Here is a 21,203-nt window from a genome sequence, read left to right on the forward strand (position 1 = left end):
TCATTCCGTCACGCATCAGAACTGTGTGGCCGCATCGGCAACGACGGAGATCCCCCATCGAACCGCATGCGGCCACGGAATGGCGATAAGCGCGATTCAGATCGCGACCGCCGGCGTATCAACGGTGCTGCGCGCCGTCGAGCAACTTCCGGAAACTTGCGATGCCCTTCTCGATCCACGTCTGCGCGCCGGGGGAGATCGCGCCCATGTCGAAGAAGCCGTGCAGCATGCCATCGCACCGGATTGTCTCGACCTTGACCCCGCTTGCGTGAAGCAGGCGGCCGTATGCTTCGCCCTCGTCGCGCAGCGGGTCGTATTCCGCGGTCAGGATGACTGCCGGCGGCAGCCCTGCGAAGTCCTTCGCGTGGATCGGCGCCAGCCGCGCATCCTGCGGGCTCGCCCCGTCGGCAACGTAATGCCGTTCGAACCACGCGATCGTCTCGAGGTCGAGCAGATAGCCTTCACCGTTTTCCTTGAAGGACGGAAAGCCTGAACGGTCCCCCGCCACCGCCGGATAGATCAGGAGCTGCGCGGCCAACGAAACGCCGTCGGCATGCAGTTGCTGGGTCACGACGGCCGCCAGATTGCCGCCGGCGCTATCGCCGGCCACCGCCACGACGTCGTTTCCGCCCAGCTCGCCCGCGTTCGCGATCACCCATCTGGTCGCGGCAATCGCGTCGTCCGCCGCGGCCGGATACCGGTGCTCGGGCGCCAGGCGGTAGTCGACCGAGACCACGACCGCGTTCGCGGCGCGCGCCACCTCCCGGCAAATGTTGTCGTGGGTATCCAGATCGCCAATGACGAACCCGCCGCCGTGGAGATAGACGACCGTCGCCAGATGACGCTCCTGGCTCGGCCGATAGAGCCGTGCCCGCAGCGAACCGACCGCGCCGGGAATGGTCAGGTCTTCCACGCCATGAAGGTCGACAACGGTTTCCGGTGCGCGAACGGCGCGCGCCAGATGCAGCATCAGTCCGCGCGCTTCTTCCGGCGTGGACTGCGGCAAGGGTTTCGCGCCGGACCCGGCAAAGGATTCGAGAAAACCCGCGAGATGCAAATCGAGTGCCATGACATCACCTTGTAATCGAACGTTGGGCGGGGATCAGCGATACACGAGGACTTCGGCGTCCGGGCTCAGCTCCGGAATGGTCTTGCGCTCTTCCTCGAACTCGAAGTGGTGCTGCCAAGGCATGCGATCGCCGCGCATGTGCATCTGGTGTTGCGAGCGCATCACGTACCCGGCATTGAAGTTGTTCGGGTCCGTCCAGGGCAGCCGCTGCATGTCGGCGTCTTCGTCACGCAGGCGCGGCTCCACCGTCTTCGCACCGACCTTGTCCATATGCGCGAGTACGCGGCACGTAAATTCGCAGACGAGATCCGCACGCAGCGTCCAGCTCGAACGGTAGTAGCCGTAGACGAACGCCATGTTCGGGATACCTTCGATCATCATGCCGCGGTACGACACGCGCTTGCTCATGTCGACCGGGGCGCCATCGAGCTGGAATGCGATCTGGCCGAAAGCGCTCATGTCGAAGCCGGTGGCCGTCACGACGATGTCCGCGTCCAGGTGTTCGCCCGATGCCAGCGTGATGCCGCTTTCGTCGAACGCTTCGATGGTGTCGGTCACGACCGATGCTTTCCCGTCCCGGATGGCCGCGAAGAGGTCGCCGTCGGGGACGGCAGCCACGCGCTGTTGCCACGGGCGATAGCTCGGATTGAAATGCTTGTCGACGTCGAACCCTTCCGGCAACTGTTGCCGCGTCTCGTTGATCAGCCAGTCGCGCACCGCGTCCGGGTTCGCCGTGGACAGGTTGATCAGGTCGAAGGTCTGCTTCAGGTGCGCGCGTCGCAGAATCTCCGAGCGCCATTCCTCGGGAAGGCTGAGTTCTCGGAGCGTTGCGTCCAGCTGGTGGGTCCACGGCACCGCCGTGAAGAACGTCGGCGACCGTTGCAGCATCGTCACGTGCGCCGCGGTGCCGGCCAGTGCCGGAACCAGCGTCGCGGCGGTTGCGCCCGAGCCGATGACGATCACGCGCTTTCCGGCATAGTCGAGGTCTTCGGGCCAGTGCTGCGGATGAACGACCGTTCCCTTGAAACGATCGAACCCGTTCCACTTGGGGGTAAAGCCCTGACGATGGTCGTAGTACCCTGCGCCCAGCCACAGGAAGCCGGTGGTCATCGTGAAACGTTCGCCGCTATCGTTGCGCGACACTTCCACTATCCAGCGCTTTTGTTCGCTCGACCAGTTCACCGTTTGAACGCGATGCCCATAGTGGATCTTCGAACCGAGGTCATACTCGTCGATGACTTCGCCGAGATAGCTGTGGATCTCCTCCGCCGTCGCGATCGAGCGGCCCTGCCACGGGCGGAATCCGAATGCGTACGTGTACAGGTCGCTGTCGGACCGTGCGCCGGGGTAACGGTGCGTCCACCACGTCCCGCCGAATCCGTCCATGGCTTCCAGAATGGCGAACGAGCGTCCCGGCAGGTTCATGCGGAGATGGCATGCTGCGTCGATCCCCGAGATTCCCGCTCCGATGATTAGTACATCTACGTGCTCAGGCGAACACGCAGCTGTTTGTTTCTCAGTCATGAGATCCCTCCGATGACCAGTTATTGAAGATATCCGTCACGCCGCACGGCAAGATCACGCGACTTGGTCATTTGACCATGCGGCACGAAGACGCTCACCCGTGCATGCCAGCGATCACGCGCCAAACCCGGGAAGATCGCCGCATCATCCGCCCCAATAGGCAAGCGGGCCATGGCGATACGTATCCCGGTTTGGTTTGTCATCCCTAACATGGTCAATTGACCAAGTTCAATGGTTCCCAGTCTATGCAGTCGAACAACAATTTGAATCAGGACTTTCCATTACACGATCGTTTGACCACGCGGCAGCTCGATCTCCGGAAATCGGCCCGCCCGCGACGTCAGGTGTTCGTCACCCGCAACTCGCGCCGAAGGATTTTCCCGACGTTGCTCTTCGGCAGGCTGTCGCGAAACTCGATGCTTTTCGGACGCTTGTAGCCGGTCAGCTGACCCTTGCAGAACGTCATCAAGTCATCGGCCGTCAGTTCGGGCGCTTTCCTGACCACGAACAGTTTGACGGCCTCTCCCGAGTGCTCGTCGGGTACGCCGATCGCCGCGACTTCGTAGACGCCCGGGTGTTTGGCGACGACCTCTTCGATCTCGTTCGGATAGACATTGAAGCCGGACACGAGAATCATGTCCTTCTTGCGATCGACGATTCGCACGAAGCCGTCCGCCGAGATCGACGCAATGTCGCCCGACCGGAAGAAGCCGTCCGCGGTCATCACTTTCGCGGTCTCGTCCGGTCGCCGCCAGTAACCCGCCATCACCTGGGGGCCGCGGATGCACAGCTCGCCGGCTTGTCCGGGCGGCAGTTCGTTGCCGTCGTCGTCCCGGATCGATATGTCGGTGGACGGCAACGGCAGGCCGATCGTGCCGTTGAACTCGCCGCGTGCAACGGGGTTGACCGTCACGCACGGCGATGTCTCGGACAGCCCGTATCCTTCGATGATCGGCGCGCCGGTCATTTCCCTCCAGCGCTTTGCGACGACTTCCTGCGTGGCCATCCCGCCGCCGTTGGCCAGCAGCAGATTGGAGCAATCGAGACGCGAGAAGTCGGGATGATGGAGCATCGCGTTATACAGCGTGTTCACGCCCGGGAAGGTGGTGATCTTGTATCCGGCGAGCGACGCGATCATCCCGCCGATGTCGCGCGGGTTCGGAACGAGCACGCACATCCCGCCCGTGTACATCGTCGACAGGCAGCAGATGTTGAGCGCAAAGATGTGATAGATCGGAAGGGCCGCCACCGTGATGAACTGCTTCACGTCGGGGCGCCAACTGCGCGCGGGCTCGAGCCAGACGTCCGCCTGCAATACATTCGCGACGATGTTCCGATGCAACAGCGTCGCCCCTTTCGACACGCCGGTCGTCCCGCCCGTATATTGGAGAAACGCGATGTCGTCCGGTGACAGGCGAGCCGGCACGAACGGGCGCCCGCGGCCCTCCGCGATCGCGTCGTCGAATGTCGTATGCGCGCCCGGGGCCTGTGTCGTCGCGGTGGGGCCACCCTGCGTGGCGACCAGCACATGCTTCACCTGCGTGTGCGCGATGATGGCGTCCAGCGTCGCCGCACAACTGTCGAGCAGGACGATCGCCTCGGCACCGCTATCGTTCAGCTGGTGTTCCAGCTCGCGGGGCGTATAAAGCGGATTGACGTTGACGACGACGTAGCCGGCGCGCAGGACTGCACAGATCGACACCGGGTAAGGCAGCACGTTCGGCATCATGATCGCGACGCGCGCACCGCGCTCGAGCCCCCTCGATTGCAGCCAAGCGGCCAGCGAGCGCGACATCGCGTCGAGTTCACCATACGTGATCAGCGTGCCGTTACACGCGAACGCGGGGCTTTCGCGAAACTTGTCGAAGCTTGCGTCGATCAATTCGCTGACGGATCGATACGCGCTGCAGTCGATCTCTGCCGGCACTTCTGGCGGATAGGAAGCAAGCCAGATCTTTTCCATACCGAATCTCCTCTGTCCTGTTTTGAATGATCGCGCGATGCTCCGCGCTTCGACGCACCTCGGGCACGCCGGCGCGCGTCGAACGACACGAGAGCGATATCCTGCCGGTCCGTCGCAAGCCGCATTGCTCACACGGCAATGCGCGGACCCAAGCGTCAGGCGCCGACACTGCCCCTTTCGGCCAGCCGCCGAACGAAGGCGCCGGCGCGTTCCAGCAAATAGCGCGCTGTCGCGATATGACGGGCCGCGGTCACGATGCCGTGATGATGCGCGGGCAAATGGTGATGCTCGACTTCACTGCCGGCACGCGCCGCGCACGATGCATAGGCCACGCCCTCGTCGCACAGCGGGTCGAGCCCCACGGTTGCAATGAACATCGGCGGCTGCCGCCGGCCCTCCGCATGCAGCAGCGGAGACAGGCGTGCAAGATCGAGCGGCGTGCCGGCCGGCACGTAGTGGTCGCAAAACCAGCGCATCGATTCGGCCACCAGCGGAAATCCGCCTTGAATGCGTCGATATGACGGCAGCGACGCGGTCAGGTCCGTCACCGGATAAAAAAGGAGCTGTCCGACGATCGACGATCGCGCCGACGATCCCGCATTCGCGATGATGGTCGCCATGTTGCCGCCGGCGCTGTCGCCGGCCAGCACCACCCGGGACGCGTCGATGGCGAGCGCCGGGGCATGGGCAACGAGATAATCCAACGCCCGTTCGCAGTCCTCGAGCGGGACCGGCCACCGGTGCTCCGGCGATCGCCGGTACTCCACCGACGCGACCGGGCACCCGCCATGCCGTGCGAGATGACGGCAAATGCCGTCATGCGTGTCCACGCTTCCGATCACCCACCCGCCGCCGTGAATGAACACGACGAGCGGATCGCGGCCGATACCCGCCGCGTTGCGCGGGCGATAGAGTCGTATCCGAATGCTGCCGCCCGTTACGGGAACCGTCATGTCGTCATGGGTCACCGCGTCGTCACCCGCGAGGCCGTTCAGTTCGCACGCACGCTCGAAGTTCGCGCGCGATTGATCCACGGGCAAGCTGCCGTAGTGCCGTCCGCCCAGTTCGCGGAACGTCCGCACGGCGTCCCGGGCATCGTCGGCCACTTCCGTCAGCGGCAACCACGGCATCGATGTCATGCGCATCCCTCGCTCAGAGCGTACCGAACACGCTTTGATCCCATTGCGTGGCGGCACGGTATTCGTCCACCGTGCCGTGCCAGTTGTTGATCACCTTGCCCTGCGCGTTCTTGTACCAGCTCGAGCAGCCCGCGGAAAACGCCGAGCCGGCCATCGACGCTTGCAGCTTGCCGTTGTATTCGTCGAACACGACCCTGTCGACGTCGACCGCGTCGATACCCGCCGCGGCCATGCCGCCGATCGCATCGATGATGTAGTTCTGCTGAATCTCGAGCATCGACACGATGGAGTTGTGGTTCAGGTTCGTGTTCGGCCCGTACAGCATGAACATGTTGGGAAAGCCCGGCACCGTAATGCCCAGATAGGCCTCCGGCCCGTGTTCCCACGCCTGCGCCAGCGTGCCGCTCGTGCCGCGCACCTGCAGGCTGCCCTGGAATGCCTGGCTCTCGAAGCCCGTGCCGAATATGACCACGTCGAACGGCAGAACACGGCCGTCCCGCGTCACGATACCGTCTTCGACGAACGCCTCCACACCTGCCGTTTCGAGCGCGACGTTCTCACGCATGAGCGCCGGGTAGTAGTCGTCCGACCGCAGGATCCGCTTGCATGCGTATTCGTAGTCCGGCGTCAGCTTCTCGCGCAGTATCGGGTCGGACACCTGCCGATGAAGATGCGCCAACGCGAGGCTCTTGCCTTCCGTCTGCGCATTGGAACCCATCCGCGTGCGCTCGAATCCCGACTCGCGGAACGCGTGCAGCGATTTCCGGCTCTCCTCGAAGAGACGAGGCTCCTGCTCGTACGAATCGAGCTGCTCCTTCGAGAAGATGATCTGGTTGCGCGGCATGATCCAGTTTGCGCTGCGCTGGAACACCGTAAGCTGCGCGACCTTCGGCGCAATCGCCGGCACGTATTGCACCGCGCTCGCGGCGTTGCCGATGCTCGCCACGCGCTTGCCGCTCAGGTCCACATCGTGCCGCCATTGCGCGGAGTGGAAGGTGTCGCCCTTGAAACTCGCCAGGCCGCGCACCGCCGGCGTCATCGGCCGGTTCAGTTGTCCCCACGCCGGCACGAAGAAGCGAGCGGTCAACCGCGATCCGTCGTCCAGCTCGAACCGCCAGAGGTGTGCAGCCGCATCCCATTGTGCGCGGCAAATCTCGCGATTGAACCGCAGATGGTCTGCCAGGTCGAACCGCGCTGCAAGCGATTTCAGGTAATTGAGCAGTTCGTTTCTGCCGGCATACATCGCGCTGACGCGCAAGTGCGGATGGAAGCTGTAGCAATACAGGTGCGACTCGGTATCGCATGCCGCGCCGGGATACGAATTGTCGAGCCAGACGCCACCGAGCTCCGGACGTTTCTCGAGCACGACGAAGTCGTCGATACCCGCGATTTTCATGCGGGCCGCCATTCCAAGGCCGCCGAAGCCGGCACCCAGAATGACGACCTCGTGATGCTCAACCTTTTCTACAGTGTTCACGGTGCACTCTCTCCATTAACGTTACGGCGACGACGGATCGACCTGCGTCGGTTCAATAGGCCTGCTCATACAGGCGCAACGCATCGGCATCCGTGACAACGACCGGATTGTTCTGCAGCAGGCGCTGCTGCTTCATCGCATCCGCCGCGAGTGTCGGCAGGCTCGAACGCGTGACGCCCACGTCGCGCAGGCGTCGCGGCGCGCCGGATCGTTCGATCATGTCATTCAGGAATCCGATGAATGCGACCGTGCGCGCGTGGACATCGCCGTTTCCATCCGCCCCTACGACGTCTGCCAGTTCCGAATATTGCGGAGCGGCCGCTTCCGCGTTGAAACGCAGGACGGGGGCCAGCATCAATGCGTTCGACAAACCATGCGGGATGTGGAAATGGCCGCCCAACGGATACGCCAGTGCATGAACCGCGGCCACCGGCGCGTTGGCGAACGCTTGCCCCGCCAGGGTGGCGCCGAGCAGCATGGCCTCCCTCGCACGCTGATCTGCGCCGTTCTCGCAAGCCGGGATCAGGTTGTTTGCCAGCAAACGCAGTGCTTCCCGCGCCAGCGCATCGGAAATCGCATTCTTCTTGTGCTTGCTGGTATACGCCTCGATGGCGTGGACCATCGCATCGATGCCGGTCGCAGCCGTATGACTGCGCGGCAGGCCAACAGTCAGTTCGGCGTCCAGGATCACCCTGTCGGCATACAGCTGACGGGCGACGATGCCCATCTTGTTCGTTTCGCCTACCGAAACGATGGAAATATTGGTGACTTCCGACCCGGTGCCGGCCGTCGTCGGGATCTGTACCAATGGCAAGCGGTCGCCGTGAACGTTGGCAATTCCATACATTTCTGCGAGAGATTGCTGCGAGACGGCAAGTACCGCGGCCAGCTTCGCAATGTCCATCGATGAGCCGCCGCCCAGGCCGATGACCACATCCACCTCTGCACTGCGAGCGACCTCGACGCACCGCGATACCACGGCCTCCGGCGGGTCGGCCACGACCTCGTCAAAAACCGTCGCATGGAATCCGGCCGCTGCCAACGACGCTTTCGCCGGCTCCAGCACGCCGGCCTCGTGCAACCCCGCGTCCGTGACGATCAGCACATTGCGGCGGTCCGTCCAGGCCGCCATGACTTGACCCAGGCGGCGCACACAGCTCCATTCCTGGAGAATCGACGGGACGGTTTCGAACAACATCGACTGCGGGGACATTTCCATTGACGTTTCCTTGATACCGACGTTGCCGTCAGACTGCAACCACACGTTTTTCATTTCCTGATATTCGTCGATTCCGCAACGGGAACCCGCTCGACCAAGGCCGGATCGCTTCAACCCGCCGAACGGCGCCAACGAAATACTGTTCCGGCGCCAAATGCAAAACGACTTCCGTCATTGAAGACACCGCGTGCGACGCACCGGCAGGCGCCGCGCCGTTTCGCCGCCGCGCCGCGGTTTCCGCTGAACATTTCGCGGCACGAAAGCGCCCGCCTCTGAACGCGAGACGTCCGAGTTTGAGATAGACTACGCGCCTTTGGTCAATTGACATGGTCATTTGACCACAACCAGAAACCCGCGGCAACTTGGTAGTTGCACGGGGCTGCGGTGCCGAAACCGTCGCCGCGACACTCGAACCGACAATGCGGGCCATTGGCGCCTGCGTCCCAAGGAGTCCACATGAAAAATCACAAACGACGCTGCTACGGCGCCGTATGCGCGCTGGCGGCGGCGATGCTGGCGGGCTGCGGGCCCGCCGAACAGCAGGCCGCCGCGGCGGCCACCCCGGTTGCGGCGATGACGCTGGCCGCCTCGCGCCTCGATCTGACCGAAGACCTGCCCGGCCGCGTCGCGGCGGTCCGGATTGCCGAGATCCGCCCCCAGGTCAGCGGCATCGTGCAGCGACGGCTGTTCGAACAGGGCACGGAGGTGCGGGCGGGCCAGCCGCTGTTCCAGATCAACCCGGCGCCGTTCAAGGCCGACATGGATACGGCCGCGGCGGCCCTGCAACGCGCGCAAGCCGCGCTCGAACGGGCCAAGGTGCAGACGACGCGGCTCAAACCGCTGGTCGAGGCCGACGCGATCAGCCGGCAGGTCTATGACGACTCGGTGTCCCAACGCGACCAGGCCGCCGCCGACGTCGCACAGGCCCGCGCGACGCTCGCACGACGCCAGCTCGACCTGAAGTTCGCGACCGTCGAGGCGCCGATCACGGGCCGCATCGACCAGGCGCTCGTGACCGAGGGCGCGCTGGTCGCGAGCAGCGACAGCCAGCCGATGGCACGCATCCAGCAGATCGATCAGGTCTACGTGGACGTGCGCCAGCCGGCCGCATCGCTCGAATCGCTGCGCGGCGCCCTCGCGGCCCAGCCGGACGCGACGGGCAATGGCCTGCCGGTCGACGTGCTGCGCGGCGACGACTCGCGCTACGACGTGAGGGGCCGCATGCTGTTCTCGGGCGTCAACGTCGACCCGGGCACCGGCGACGTGCTGCTGCGCGTGCTGGTCGACAACCCGAAGCGCGAGCTGCTGCCCGGCATGTACGTGCGCGCCCGCATCCCGCGTGGGCACTACGACAACGCGCTGACCGTGCCGCAACAGGCGATCGTCCGCGCAGGCGGCAAGCCACAGGTCTGGGTGCTCGACGCGAAGAGCCAGGCGCATCTGAAGGCCGTCGAGGTGGGCGAGCTGACGAACCGCAGCTACCGCATCAAGTCGGGCCTGCAGGCAGGCCAGAAGGTCGTCGTCGAAGGCATGGAACGCCTGAGCGACGGCGCGACCGTGACGGCGACCGCATGGAAGGCGCCCGAGGCGGTCAAGACCGCTTCCGCGCACTGAGTCACGGGGAGCCTCCAGTCATGTCCCAATTCTTCATCCGGCGCCCGGTCTTCGCATGGGTGATCGCCCTCTTCATCATCCTGCTGGGCCTGATCGCCATTCCCGAACTGCCGGTTGCGCGCTACCCGTCGGTCGCGCCGCCGACCGTCACCATTACCGCCACCTACCCGGGCGCCACGCCGCAGACGATGAGCGACAGCGTGCTGAGCCTCGTCGAGCGCGAGCTGTCCGGCGTGCGAAACCTGCTGTATTTCGAATCGTCGGCGGATACCTCCGGTCAGGCGCAGATCACCGCGACCTTCAAGCCCGGCACCGATTCGGCGATGGCGCAGGTCGAGGTACAGAACAAGCTCAAGTCCGTCGAACCACGCCTGCCCCCCGTCGTGCGGCAAAACGGCGTGATCGTGCAGTCGGCCGCCACGGGCTTCCTGTTGTTCGTCGGCCTCAAGTCGGAGAGCGGCCGCTACGACGAAAACGCGCTTGCCGACTACATGGCGCGCAACGTCGTCGAGGATCTGCGACGTGTCGAAGGCGTCGGCAAGGTGCAGCTGTTCGGCTCCGAACAGGCGATGCGCATCTGGGTCGATCCGCAGAAGCTGATCACCTACGGCCTGTCGATGAACGACCTGACGACGGCCGTCAGCCAGCAGAACGTGCAGATCGCGCCGGGCAGCCTCGGCGCGGCGCCCGCGCTGTCCGGGCAGCGCGTCACGGTGCCGCTCACCGCGCAAGGCCAGCTCACGACGCCGGAGCAGTTCGCGAAGATCGTGCTGCGCGCGAATGCGAACGGCTCGAAGGTCGTGCTCGGCGACGTCGCACGGGTCGAACTCGGCCCGCAGGCGTTCACCTTCGTCAACAGCGAGAACGGCAAACCCGCCACCTTCGCGGGCGTGCAGCTGGCGCCGGGCGCCAACGCGGTGAAGACCGCGGAGGCCGTGCGCGAGCAACTGGACATGATCGCCAGGACGATGCCGGCCGGCATGGCCTACTCGATCCCGTTCGATACCGCGCCGTTCGTGAAGATCTCGATCGAGAAGGTCGTGCACACGCTGCTCGAGGCGATGGTGCTCGTGTTCCTGGTGATGTACCTGTTCCTGCAGAACGTGCGCTACACGCTGATCCCGGCGATCGTCGCGCCGGTGGCGATGCTCGGCACCTTCACCGTCATGCTGATGACCGGTTTCTCGATCAACGTGCTGACCATGTTCGGCATGGTGCTCGCGATCGGCATCATCGTCGACGATGCGATCGTCGTCGTCGAGAACGTCGAACGCTTGATGGTGGAAGAAGGCCTGTCGCCGAAGGACGCGACGATCAAGGCGATGAAGGAAATCACCGGCGCGATCATCGGCATCACGTTGGTGCTGACGGCCGTGTTCCTGCCGATGGCGATGTCGAGCGGTTCGGTCGGCGTGATCTATCAGCAGTTCACGCTGTCGATGGCCGTGTCGATCATGTTCTCGGCCCTGCTCGCGCTGACGCTGACGCCGGCCCTGTGCGCGACGATGCTCAAGCCGGTCGAACACGGGCACCACGAGAAGCGCGGCTTCTTCGGCTGGTTCAACCGCCGTTTCGACCGCCTCACGCAATGGTACGAGACGCGCGTCGGCCGGCTGGTCGGCCGCACCGGGCGCGTGATGCTGCTGTTCGTCGCGATTTCCGCCGCGCTGGTGTTCGGCTTCCGGATGCTGCCGTCGTCGTTCCTGCCCGAGGAAGACCAGGGCTACTTCATGACCGGTTTCCTGCTCCCGGCGGATTCGACCGTCGAGCGCACCGGCGACGTGGTCAAGGCACTCGAGAAGCATCTCGCGTCACGTCCGGCCATCGAGTCGAGCATCTCCATCATCGGCTACGGCTTCTCCGGCCTCGGCTCGAATGCGGCACTGAATTACGCGGTGCTGAAGGACTGGAACAAGCGCGGCGGTGCCTCCACGCTGGACGAAGCGATGCGCGCGCAGGCAGCGATGGGCGGCGTGACCGAAGGCACGGTCATGAGCCTGTTGCCGCCGGCGATCGACGGGCTGGGCACCAGCTCGGGCTTCACGATGCGCCTGCAGGATCGCGCCAACCAGGGCTACGCGGCGCTCAAGGCGGCTGAAACCCGGCTGCTCGAACTGGCCGCGCAAAGCAAGGTGGTGACCGGCGTCTATCCGGACAGCCTGCCGACCGGTACGAGCGTGAAGCTGGACATCGACCGCGAGAAGGCCGAAGCGCTCGGCGTGTCGTTCACGACCATCAGCGACACGCTGTCGGCCGCGATGGGTTCGACCTACGTGAACGACTTCCCCAACGCGGGCCGCATGCAGCAGGTGATCATCCAGGCCGATGCGCCGGCACGCATGCAGATCGAAAACGTGATGAAGCTCTACGTGCGCAACGCGACCGGCGGCATGGTGCCGCTGTCCGAAGTGGTGCGGCCGGTCTGGTCGGAAGCCCCGCTCCAGATGGTGCGCTTCCAGGGTTACCCGTCCGCGCGCATCTCCGGCGGCTCGGCGCCCGGCTACTCCAGCGGCGCGGCGATGGCCGAGATGGAGCGTCTGGCCGCGCAGTTGCCGCCGGGCTTCTCGGTCGCCTGGACCGGCCAGTCGCTGCAGGAGCGCGAGTCGGCATCGCAGGCGCCGATGCTGATGGCGCTGTCGATGGTCGTCGTGTTCCTCGTGCTCGCGGCGCTCTACGAGAGTTGGGCGATTCCGCTGTCGGTGATGCTGGTGGTGCCGCTCGGCCTGATCGGCGCACTCGGCGCCGTGATGCTCCGCGGGCTGCCGAACGACGTGTTCTTCAAGGTCGGGATGATCACCGTGATCGGCCTGTCGGCGAAGAACGCGATCCTGATCGTGGAATTCGCGAAGCAGTTGCGCGAGGAAGGCAAGGGGCTGATCGAGGCTGCCGTGCAGTCGTCGAAGCTGCGCCTGCGCCCGATCCTGATGACGTCGCTCGCGTTCGGGCTCGGCGTGGTGCCGCTCGTCATCGCCTCCGGCGCCAGCTCCGAGACGCAACACGCGATCGGCACCGGCGTGCTGGGCGGCATGATCACCGCCACCGTGCTGGCCATTTTCTTCGTCCCGGTTTTCTTTGTGTTCGTGATGAGCATCCAGGAACGCATCTCGGCATGGCTGGCACCCCGCAAGAAGCCCGCCGCCGTGACCCACGAACATGAAGGTTGATGCCATGCGATTGCTTATTCTTTCCGCCGCGGTTTCCGCCGCCCTCGCGCTGTCGGCGTGCTCGATGGCGCCGAAGCTGGTCAAGCCCGGGATGCCGGTGCCGACCGCCTATACGACCGCTGCCGCGGCCGACCAGCACGCGAACGCGGCCGATCTCGGCTGGCGCACGATGTTCGGCGACCGTCGCCTGCAGCGCCTGATCGAGCTCGCGCTCGACAACAACCGCGACCTGCGCCTGGCCGCGCTGAACGTCCAGGCTGCCGAAGCGCAGTACGGCATCCAGCGTTCCGCGCGCCTGCCGTCGATCGGCGCCGGCGCGAGCTTCACGCGCCAGCGCACGGCGGCCGACTCGCAATCGAACCCGCCGTTGCTCGAAAACACGCAGAACCAGTACGGCGTGAACGTCGGCGTCAGCGCGTTCGAGATCGACCTGTTCGGCCGCGTGAAGTCGCTGTCCGATGCGGCGTTCGCGCGCTACCTCGCGACCGATCACGGCCGCCGCGCGGTGCAGATCGCGCTCGTCGGCTCCGTGGCCAACGCGTATTTCGCCGAGCGCCTCGCGCAGGAACAGCGCGCATTGTCCGAACGCACGCTGAACGACTGGCGCCAGTCGCTCGATCTCGCGCGCCGGCTCAAGCTCGCGGACCAGGCGAGCGGCGTCGACATCGCGCAGGCCGAAGGCCAGGTCGCGAGCGCCAGCGCCGATCTCGAAGCGCGTTCGCGCGCCGTCGAGCAGGCGGGCAACGCGCTGCGGTTGCTGGTCGGCACCGACCTGCCGAAGACCCTGCCCGACCCGCTGTCGCTGGAACGCCAGCCGGTGATGACGCAATTGCCGGCCGGACTGCCGTCGGAATTGCTGTACCGCCGGCCGGACATCCAGCAGGCCGAGCAGAATCTCGTCGCCGCCAACGCCGACATCGGCGCGGCGCGCGCGGCGTTCTTCCCGCGCCTGTCGCTGACCTCGTCGATCGGCTTCCTCAGCCCGGGGCTGGGCAGCCTGTTCGACGGCGGCCAGCGCGTGTGGAGCTTCGCGCCGCAGGTCACGTTGCCGATCTTCCAGGGCGGCCGGCTGCGTTCCGAACTGAATCTCGCGGAAGTGCGCAAGTCCAGCGCGGTCGTCGAGTACGAACGCGCGATCCAGACCGCGTTCCGCGAAGTGGCCGACGGCCTCGCCGGGCGCGAGACCTTCAGCCGCCAGATCGACGCGCAAAGCCGGGTCGTCAAGAGCGCCGAGCGCCGCACCGATCTCGTGAACCTGCGCTATCGCGCCGGCATCGAGGATCGGCTGGAACTGCTCGACTCGCAGCGGCAGCTGTATGCCGCGCGTCAGGCCTTGCTGGATCTGCGCAACGCCGAACTGGGCAACGCGGTCGCGCTCTACAAGGCGCTCGGGGGCGGCCTGACGGACGTCGACGTGCGTTCCGGCAACAGCGTTCCGAACAGCTGAGCCTTGCGTCATCGCTCGTTCATTCACGACGATCAAAAACACGATCGAGTCCGGCGGCACGGGCACCGCGCCGCCGGGCCGCCTGTCGATCACGCTCGCTTCGTATTGCTGACGGTCACCATCGCCCTGGCGATGCTGAACGGATGGTTCATCGTCTATGGCCTGAACGTTGTAACCGCGTCCGCGGTCGCCGACCACGCAATCGCGGCCGTGATCCGGGATGCGCCGAGCTATTTGGTCCTTGCTTTCGTGCTGTTGATCGTACTCGTCTCGACGGTGATCAGGCTCGTCAAACGGGCTCACCAAGAGGAGGGGTAGCCCGCTTGTCCGGCATTCGCCGCCGCCCGTGCGTCGGAGACAGGGCATCTGCCGACATCAATCATGGAGGTCGCAATACCCGACGATCGGAAAGCGGTGGAAGTGCGAAATGGCGGAAGGCAGCCGGAGTCGAACCGACCCGGGAGTGTCTGACACCCCCAACTGGATTTGAAGTCCAGCCGTACCACCGGATACGAATGCCTTCCGACGAGAGAAGAACCAAAAGAACGAGAAGAACGCCGAGCGCCTACGCCTGAATACTCGCCCAACCGCTGTCAGGCCGCAGGAAGTGGAGATCGCGGTGGAAGCGAGTATACCCAACCCGATCGAAGAACTCGAGAATCTGGATCGCACGCTTGCGGCCAAGCCCCGTCGCGTCGCGAAACGTCGCTGCATCGAGCCCGCCGCCGCGCGTCGGCGCGAGATCCGCAACCAGCCCGGCCAGCTCGCGCACGACATCCGCGTGATAGAACAGGTCACGCACGACCTGATGCACGTCGCCGCGCCGCGCGAGCTTGCGCAGCAGCGACCGCACGGCCTCCTCCGCTCCCCCCGTATCGCGCGCCAGATCGCGGACCCACGGCGGATCGAAGCGCCCGGCGTGGATCAGCGGCAGCAGTTGCCGCGCCAGCGCTTCCTCGCGCGCATCGAAACTCACCGAATGCGACGGCAGATGCAGCCAGGGCCCGCTACGCGCCACCTCCCCGCCGTCCACCAGCGCATCGACCAGCGCGCGCCACAGCGCATCGCCAACGAGCGGCGCCACCATCCGCCGCAGGCGTGCCGCGTCGAGCCCCTGCTCGTCCGGCACGCGCTCGTGATACGCGCGCAGCGTGTCGATCGTGCGCGACTGCAGCGCCAGCCAGTGCGCCCGCGCCATCACCGTGCCTTCGTTCGACGCGGCGTCGCGCTGGCCAATCGCGAGCGCATCGTCCGGCAACGCGAGCACGTCGGGCGCAAACCCGCTCAAGTGCGTGAGCATCGTTCGGGCGATACCGAGCGGCGCCTGCGCGAGCAGCGCATCGAGCCGTCCTTCGTCGAGCCACGACGCCAGTGCGTCGAGCCATGCGCGACGCTCGGGCGTGCGGCGCTTGCGCGCGGGACCGAATGGGTCGAGCACACGGCCGCCGCCGACGGTGCGCGTCGCTTGCGGATTGCGAACGATGAAGCGATCACCCGGCAGCGCGAACACGGGTTCGTCGAACACCAGTTGCACACGCATCTTCTGGCCGGCCGCCAGCGTATCGCCGTCGAGCAGCGCGACGTGCGCGACGCGATGCAGCGTGCCGAGATGCACGTGCAGCGGCGCCCAGTGCGTCAGCGTGAGCCCCGCGTCGGCCAGCAGCGTCAGTTCAACGTCAAGCCGCGGCGACGTCGCGACGAGCCGCGCATCCGCGACGGTATCGCCGCGTTCGACGTCCGCCTTGTCGACGCCGGCCAGGTTCAACGCGCAGCGCTCGCCCGCGCGGCCCGCGTCGACCGGCCGGTTCTGCGCATGAATGCTGCGCACGCGCGCCGCCGCGCCGGTGCGCACGACCGCGAGCGTGTCGCCGGTCGCCACGCGCCCCGCGAACGCAGTGCCCGTCACGACGGTGCCCTGCCCGGCGAGCGTAAACACGCGATCGACCGCGAGCCGGAACAGGCCGTCGTCGCGGCGCGCGCGCCACGCGAGCGCCGCATCGGCGAGGAAACGCTTCAATGCGGCGACGCCCGGATCGTCGTCGCGCGTCGCGCAGGTTTCGAAGATCGGCGCGCCATCGAGCGTCGAGCCGTGCAGCCACGCGGCGATCTCGTCGCGCACCGCCGACAGGCGTGCGGCGTCGACCCGATCGCACTTCGTCAGCGCGACCGCGCCATGCGTCACGCCGAGCAGTTGCAGGATCGCGAGATGCTCGCGGGTCTGCGGCATCACGCCGTCGTCGGCGGCGATCACGAGCAGCGCGAAGTCGATTCCGCACGCGCCGGCCGCCATCGTATGAACCAGCTTCTCGTGGCCGGGCACGTCGATCAGGCCGAGCACGTCGCCGTTCTCGAGCGGCGTATACGCATAGCCGAGTTCGATCGAGATGCCGCGTGCCTTCTCTTCCTTCAAGCGGTCGGTATCGACGCCCGTCAGCGCCCGTACGAGCGTCGTCTTGCCGTGATCGATATGTCCTGCAGTCCCGACGATCATGCAGCGGGCCCTGCGATCCGCACGCATTGCGCGACGAATGTCGCTTCGTCGGCCGCTTCGAGGCAGCGCAGGTCGAGCCGCAGCGCATTGTCGGCCACGCGGCCAATCACCGGACGCGGCCATTCGCGCAACCGCTGCTCGAGCTGCGCGAGCGCACGCCCGCTGCGCTTGCCGTCCGGCGTGCGCACGACGAGCCCGGCGCTCGGCAGCTGATCGAGCGGCAGCGCACCGCTGCCGATCTGGCTGAACATCGGCTCGACGCGTACGTCGAAGCCGCTGCCGAGCGCGGCCTGCAACGCCGGACGCACGCGTTCGGCGGCCTCGGTGATGTCACGTTGCGGCCGCGTCAGCAGCCGCAGCGTCGTGAGCCGCTCGCACAGGAATTCCGGCGCCTGGTAGAGCCGCAGCACGGGTTCGAGCGCGGCGAGCGTCAGCTTGCCGACGCGCAGCGCGCGCTTGAGCGGGTGTTTCTTGATCTTCGCGACGAGTGCGCGATCGCCGACGATCAGGCCGGCCTGCGGCCCGCCGAGCAGCTTGTCGCCGCTGAACGTGACGAGGTCCGCGCCGGCCGCGATGGTTTCCTGCACGGTCGTCTCGTGCGGCAGGCCCCATTGCGACAGATCGGCGAGCGTGCCGCTGCCGAGATCGACCGCCACCGGCAGCCCGCGCTCGCGCGCAAGCGGCACGAGTTCGGCCAGCGTCACTTCCTTCGTGAAGCCGCTGATCGCGTAATTGCTGCAGTGCACCTTCATCAGCATCGCCGTGCGCGGGCCGATTGCATCCGCATAGTCGCGCAGATGGGTCCGGTTGGTCGTGCCGACCTCATGCAGCTTCGCCCCCGCTCGGCTCATGATGTCCGGAATGCGGAATGCGCCGCCGATCTCGACCAGCTCGCCGCGCGACACGACGACTTCCTTCTTCGTTGCCAGCGCCGACAGCGTGAGCAGCACGGCCGCGGCATTGTTGTTGACGACGGTCGCGGCTTGCGCGCCGGTCAGTTCGCACAACAGATCGTCGATCAGGTCGTCGCGGTCGCCGCGGCGGCCGGTGGCGAGATCGAATTCGAGGTTCACGGGCTGGGTGAGCGCGTCGACCACCGCGCGTACCGCGTCGTCGGGCAACAGGGCGCGCCCGAGATTGGTGTGCAGCACGGTGCCCGTCAGGTTGAACACCGCGCGCACCGTGCCCGCGCTCTTTGCGGCCAGCGTGCGGGCGACGGCCGCCGCGATACGCGGCTCGTCGAGCGGCTCGGCCGTCGCCGGATCCTGCTGCGCGGCGGTACGCCAGCGTTCGAGTTCGGCGCGCACCGCGTTCAGCACGCGCGTGCGGCCATAGTCGGCGAGCAGCGGCTGCAGCGGCGCCGACGACAGCACGCGCTCGACCGACGGTACGCGCGCGAGGACGGCATTCAGTTCATTCAAACCCGGTTCGCTCACGTAGAGGTGGCTCCATTTCCATGCGGGGCTGGCGGCCGGCGCCGGTGCACGCGCGCCCGCCCCGGCTGCCTGCCGTCAATCCGCTTCGCGCGACATGTCCGGCCACAGCAGCGGGTTCGGCGAACTGCGCTGGTAGCCGGCTTCGTTCATCAGAAGGTCGAGCGTGAGGCTCGCGAGATCGTCCGCGAGCGGCTCGAACTCGTAGTCCTTGTCCTGGTAGCCGATCTTGCGGTAAGTCTTGCATTCGTCGCACGACTCGGCCTTGACGGCTTCACTGCCGCCCTCGATTCCGTGGTAAGCGATGCCCTTGGTCGAGTCGCAGTGCGAACATTTCGTACGCACCATGTGCCACTCGGTCGTGCACAGCCCGCACTGCAGGAAACGGTAGCCCTGGAACTGGCCGCCGACGCGCACGACGCTCGCGACCGGATGCGTGCCGCACACGGGGCACAGCCCCGGCTGGTCGAGATACGGGATGTCGGCCGGCGTGATGCGGCTCGCGAGATCGGTCCAGACGACCTGCAGAGCGGCCATCAGGAACGGCGCGGTGGCCGGGTCGACCTCGGCGAAGCGCAGCGCGAGGATCGCCTCGGCCTGCGCATCGAGTTCGGCGGGCGCCATCAGACGCAGCCGATCGAGCAGCTTCGCGAGCTGCGGGTTGACGAGCCCGGCGCCTTCGACGCGGTCGAGCAGTTCATACAGCACCGCGCGCCAGCGCGGATCGCGCTCGCCGCCGAGCGCCGGCACGAGCGGCATAGAATGCTGCTGCGCACGAGCGATCGCTTCCGTCGACGGCAGCGGCAACTCCAGCGTCTGGAGCGTCGCATGCTGCGCATCGGCGACCGTGGCCATCAGCCGCAGGTAGCCGCTGATCGGATTCAGGTCGGCGAGCTTGCGCAGCCGCGCGGCGCGCGCCGAAAACACGGTGGCGCGCTCCGGCAGGCGAAAGCGCGGAATGGCCGAATGATCGAGCGCCGAGATCTCGGTCGGTTCGAGAATGCGTTGTGTCACAAATATGTCTTCCAAATAAACAAGCGCCGACGAATCGGCGCTTCTGGCGATTCCGGCGGGTGGCGAAACGGTACGCCGCAATCGGCGAACCGTTCCGCTCCGGTGCGTTATTTCACGCTTTCACGGAACCACTTCGGGTGATGCTTGCGGGCCCAGCCCAGCGTGACGGTGCCGCGCACCATCGCGCCGATCGAACCCTTCACCCACAACGCCGCGTAAATGTGCACGATGATGCTCACGATCAGCACGAAGGCCGCCACGGCATGCACGACAGCGGCCGCGCGGATCACCCCGATCGGAAAGTAGAACGAGAAGTAGCGCCGCCAGATCACGATCCCCGACAGCAGGAGCAGCAGCAGGCACGCCACCAACGTGAAGAATAGCAGCTTCTGTCCGGCGTTATAGCGCCCGACGGGCGGCAGCCTGTCTTCCCGGTTGGTCACCACGTCGTCGATCTGCCTCAGCCATTGCCGATCGTCCGCGTCGAGCACGTTGTGGTGCCAGAAGCGCGCCACGAGAATCGCGAACGACACGAACATCACGAGGCCGACGAACGGATGCAGGATCCGCGTCCACTGGCCGCCGCCGAACAGCGCGGTGAGCCAGAACATCGACGGATGGAACAGCGCGAGCCCGGACAGCGCGAGCAGCACGAAGGTGATCGCGGTGATCCAGTGATTCGTGCGCTCGTTCGCCGTGTAGCGGACGATCAGGTTGGGGTCGTCGTGCTTCATTTTGCGTCCTCCTTGATGCGTCGCGCCTCGTCGCGGGCGGCGGCCTCGTCCTCGTCGCTGACCTCGTTCGGCCCGACCCGGATGTAGTGGAAGAACCCGGCGAGCGCGGTCAGCGCGATGCCGGCGACCGCGAGCGGCTTCGCGATCCCCTTCCACAGCTTCACCATCGGGCTGATCGACGGATTGTCGGGCAGCCCGTGGTACAGCGAGGGTTTATCCGCGTGGTGCAGCACGTACATCACGTGCGTGCCGCCGACGCCCTGCGGGTCGTACAGCCCCGCATGCTCGAAGCCGCGCTCCTTCAGGTCCTCTATCCGCTCGGCCGCATGCTGCTTCATGTCCTCCTTGGTGCCGAACACGATCGCGCCGGTCGGGCAGGTCTTCACGCAGGCCGGTTCCTGGCCGACCGCGACGCGGTCGGAACAGAGCGTGCACTTGTACGCGCGATGATCCTTCTTCGAAATCCTCGGAACATTGAACGGGCAGCCGGTCACGCAATAGCCGCAACCGATGCAGTTCTCCTCGTGGAAATCGACGATCCCGTTGTTGTACTGCACAATCGCGCCCGGCGACGGGCATGCCTTCAGGCAGCCCGGATCCTCGCAGTGCATGCAGCCGTCCTTGCGGATCAGCCATTCGAGGTCGCCGGCCGGGTTCTCGTATTCGGAGAACCGCATCACCGTCCACGAGTGCTCGGTCAGGTCGGCCGGGTTGTCGTACACGCCGACGTTGGTGCCGACTTCATCGCGCAGGTCGTTCCACTCCATGCATGCCGTCTGGCACGCCTTGCAGCCGATGCACTTCGATACGTCGATCAGCTTCGCGACGCTCCCGGTCACCGGTTCGCGCGCCGTGGCCGGCGGCGTCGTGGTGGCCGAGACGCGCTTGATATCCAGCGATTGCAGTGCCATCTCT

Annotated in this window: 16 protein-coding genes and 1 tRNA gene; 4 read left to right on the top strand and 13 right to left on the bottom strand. The window is 66.0% G+C overall.

The features are described from left to right. Positions 1-118: 118 nt before the first annotated feature. The 7 genes from ACVK00_RS00700 to ACVK00_RS00730 all read right to left on the bottom strand — a co-directional run bounded on the left by ACVK00_RS00700 (position 119) and on the right by ACVK00_RS00730 (position 8,391). Entirely contained in the window at positions 119-1,069 is a 951-nt protein-coding gene (locus ACVK00_RS00700; protein ID WP_284893842.1) for an alpha/beta hydrolase, read from the bottom strand. A gap of 33 nt (positions 1,070-1,102) precedes the next feature. After that, the gene (locus ACVK00_RS00705) at positions 1,103-2,593 is read right to left on the bottom strand and encodes a flavin-containing monooxygenase (RefSeq protein WP_284893841.1); all 1,491 of its coding nucleotides are present in this window, start codon (positions 2,591-2,593) and stop codon (positions 1,103-1,105) included. Between the two features lie 20 nt (positions 2,594-2,613). Next, the gene (locus ACVK00_RS00710; RefSeq protein ID WP_284893840.1) at positions 2,614-2,796 is read right to left on the bottom strand and encodes a hypothetical protein; all 183 of its coding nucleotides are present in this window, start codon (positions 2,794-2,796) and stop codon (positions 2,614-2,616) included. A 137-nt stretch (positions 2,797-2,933) separates the two neighbouring features. Then, positions 2,934-4,556 carry an AMP-binding protein gene (locus ACVK00_RS00715; RefSeq protein ID WP_284893839.1) on the bottom strand — a complete coding sequence of 541 codons (1,623 nt, stop codon included), beginning with the start codon at positions 4,554-4,556 and terminating at the stop codon, positions 2,934-2,936. A gap of 155 nt (positions 4,557-4,711) precedes the next feature. Then, positions 4,712-5,695, bottom strand: coding sequence for an alpha/beta hydrolase (locus tag ACVK00_RS00720; protein WP_284893838.1), 984 nt, complete (start codon positions 5,693-5,695; stop codon positions 4,712-4,714). 13 nt (positions 5,696-5,708) lie between these two features. Beyond that, positions 5,709-7,172 (bottom strand): flavin-containing monooxygenase, encoded by a 1,464-nt coding sequence (locus ACVK00_RS00725; protein WP_354123109.1) that lies wholly within the window; start codon positions 7,170-7,172, stop codon positions 5,709-5,711. Between the two features lie 52 nt (positions 7,173-7,224). After that, positions 7,225-8,391 (bottom strand): iron-containing alcohol dehydrogenase, encoded by a 1,167-nt coding sequence (locus tag ACVK00_RS00730; protein WP_435521275.1) that lies wholly within the window; start codon positions 8,389-8,391, stop codon positions 7,225-7,227. A gap of 456 nt (positions 8,392-8,847) precedes the next feature. On the opposite strand from ACVK00_RS00730, the gene ACVK00_RS00735 reads away from it, so the two are divergent. Genes ACVK00_RS00735 through ACVK00_RS00750 form a run of 4 tightly spaced genes read left to right on the top strand, consistent with a single transcriptional unit; the run spans position 8,848 to position 14,934 of the window. After that, complete coding sequence (locus ACVK00_RS00735) at positions 8,848-10,005, top strand: efflux RND transporter periplasmic adaptor subunit (protein ID WP_354123110.1); 1,158 nt, start codon at positions 8,848-8,850, stop codon at positions 10,003-10,005. A gap of 20 nt (positions 10,006-10,025) precedes the next feature. Continuing rightward, positions 10,026-13,169 carry an efflux RND transporter permease subunit gene (locus tag ACVK00_RS00740; protein ID WP_354123111.1) on the top strand — a complete coding sequence of 1,048 codons (3,144 nt, stop codon included), beginning with the start codon at positions 10,026-10,028 and terminating at the stop codon, positions 13,167-13,169. Between the two features lie 4 nt (positions 13,170-13,173). Next, positions 13,174-14,616, top strand: coding sequence for an efflux transporter outer membrane subunit (locus tag ACVK00_RS00745; RefSeq protein WP_228909547.1), 1,443 nt, complete (start codon positions 13,174-13,176; stop codon positions 14,614-14,616). Positions 14,617-14,619: 3 nt separating this feature from the next. Then, entirely contained in the window at positions 14,620-14,934 is a 315-nt protein-coding gene (locus ACVK00_RS00750) for a hypothetical protein (RefSeq protein ID WP_284893835.1), read from the top strand. 110 nt (positions 14,935-15,044) lie between these two features. Here the strand turns inward: ACVK00_RS00750 and ACVK00_RS00755 are convergent. The 6 genes from ACVK00_RS00755 to fdxH all read right to left on the bottom strand — a co-directional run bounded on the left by ACVK00_RS00755 (position 15,045) and on the right by fdxH (position 21,199). Beyond that, positions 15,045-15,140: transfer RNA gene (locus ACVK00_RS00755), tRNA-Sec, on the bottom strand. 41 nt (positions 15,141-15,181) lie between these two features. Next, positions 15,182-17,107, bottom strand: a complete 1,926-nt coding sequence (gene selB / locus ACVK00_RS00760; protein ID WP_284893834.1) for a selenocysteine-specific translation elongation factor — start codon at positions 17,105-17,107, stop codon at positions 15,182-15,184. Then, positions 17,104-18,543: an L-seryl-tRNA(Sec) selenium transferase gene (gene selA, locus ACVK00_RS00765; protein ID WP_284893833.1), complete on the bottom strand. Its 1,440-nt coding sequence runs from the start codon at positions 18,541-18,543 to the stop codon at positions 17,104-17,106. The genes selB and selA overlap by 4 nt, the downstream gene beginning before the upstream one ends. A 75-nt stretch (positions 18,544-18,618) precedes the next feature. After that, on the bottom strand, positions 18,619-19,554 hold the full coding sequence (gene fdhE / locus ACVK00_RS00770; protein WP_284893832.1) for a formate dehydrogenase accessory protein FdhE: 936 nt from the start codon (positions 19,552-19,554) through the stop codon (positions 18,619-18,621). A gap of 107 nt (positions 19,555-19,661) precedes the next feature. After that, positions 19,662-20,288, bottom strand: coding sequence for a formate dehydrogenase subunit gamma (locus ACVK00_RS00775; RefSeq protein ID WP_284893831.1), 627 nt, complete (start codon positions 20,286-20,288; stop codon positions 19,662-19,664). Then, positions 20,285-21,199 (bottom strand): formate dehydrogenase subunit beta, encoded by a 915-nt coding sequence (gene fdxH / locus ACVK00_RS00780; protein WP_166722219.1) that lies wholly within the window; start codon positions 21,197-21,199, stop codon positions 20,285-20,287. Before fdxH ends, ACVK00_RS00775 begins: the two co-directional genes overlap by 4 nt. Positions 21,200-21,203 lie beyond the last annotated feature (4 nt).

The sequence above is a fragment of the Burkholderia sp. PvR073 genome, assembly GCF_054055695.1.

Coding starts and splice junctions, on each gene's coding strand:
- ACVK00_RS00745 (WP_228909547.1), top strand. CDS start 13,174: ATGCGATTGCTTATTCTTTCCGCCGCGGTTTCCGCCGCCCTCGCGCTG.
- ACVK00_RS00730 (WP_435521275.1), bottom strand. CDS start 8,391: ATGGAAATGTCCCCGCAGTCGATGTTGTTCGAAACCGTCCCGTCGATT.
- ACVK00_RS00775 (WP_284893831.1), bottom strand. CDS start 20,288: ATGAAGCACGACGACCCCAACCTGATCGTCCGCTACACGGCGAACGAG.
- ACVK00_RS00720 (WP_284893838.1), bottom strand. CDS start 5,695: ATGACATCGATGCCGTGGTTGCCGCTGACGGAAGTGGCCGACGATGCC.
- ACVK00_RS00705 (WP_284893841.1), bottom strand. CDS start 2,593: ATGACTGAGAAACAAACAGCTGCGTGTTCGCCTGAGCACGTAGATGTA.
- selB (WP_284893834.1), bottom strand. CDS start 17,107: ATGATCGTCGGGACTGCAGGACATATCGATCACGGCAAGACGACGCTC.
- fdxH (WP_166722219.1), bottom strand. CDS start 21,199: ATGGCACTGCAATCGCTGGATATCAAGCGCGTCTCGGCCACCACGACG.
- ACVK00_RS00710 (WP_284893840.1), bottom strand. CDS start 2,796: ATGACAAACCAAACCGGGATACGTATCGCCATGGCCCGCTTGCCTATT.
- ACVK00_RS00740 (WP_354123111.1), top strand. CDS start 10,026: ATGTCCCAATTCTTCATCCGGCGCCCGGTCTTCGCATGGGTGATCGCC.
- ACVK00_RS00735 (WP_354123110.1), top strand. CDS start 8,848: ATGAAAAATCACAAACGACGCTGCTACGGCGCCGTATGCGCGCTGGCG.
- ACVK00_RS00715 (WP_284893839.1), bottom strand. CDS start 4,556: ATGGAAAAGATCTGGCTTGCTTCCTATCCGCCAGAAGTGCCGGCAGAG.
- ACVK00_RS00700 (WP_284893842.1), bottom strand. CDS start 1,069: ATGGCACTCGATTTGCATCTCGCGGGTTTTCTCGAATCCTTTGCCGGG.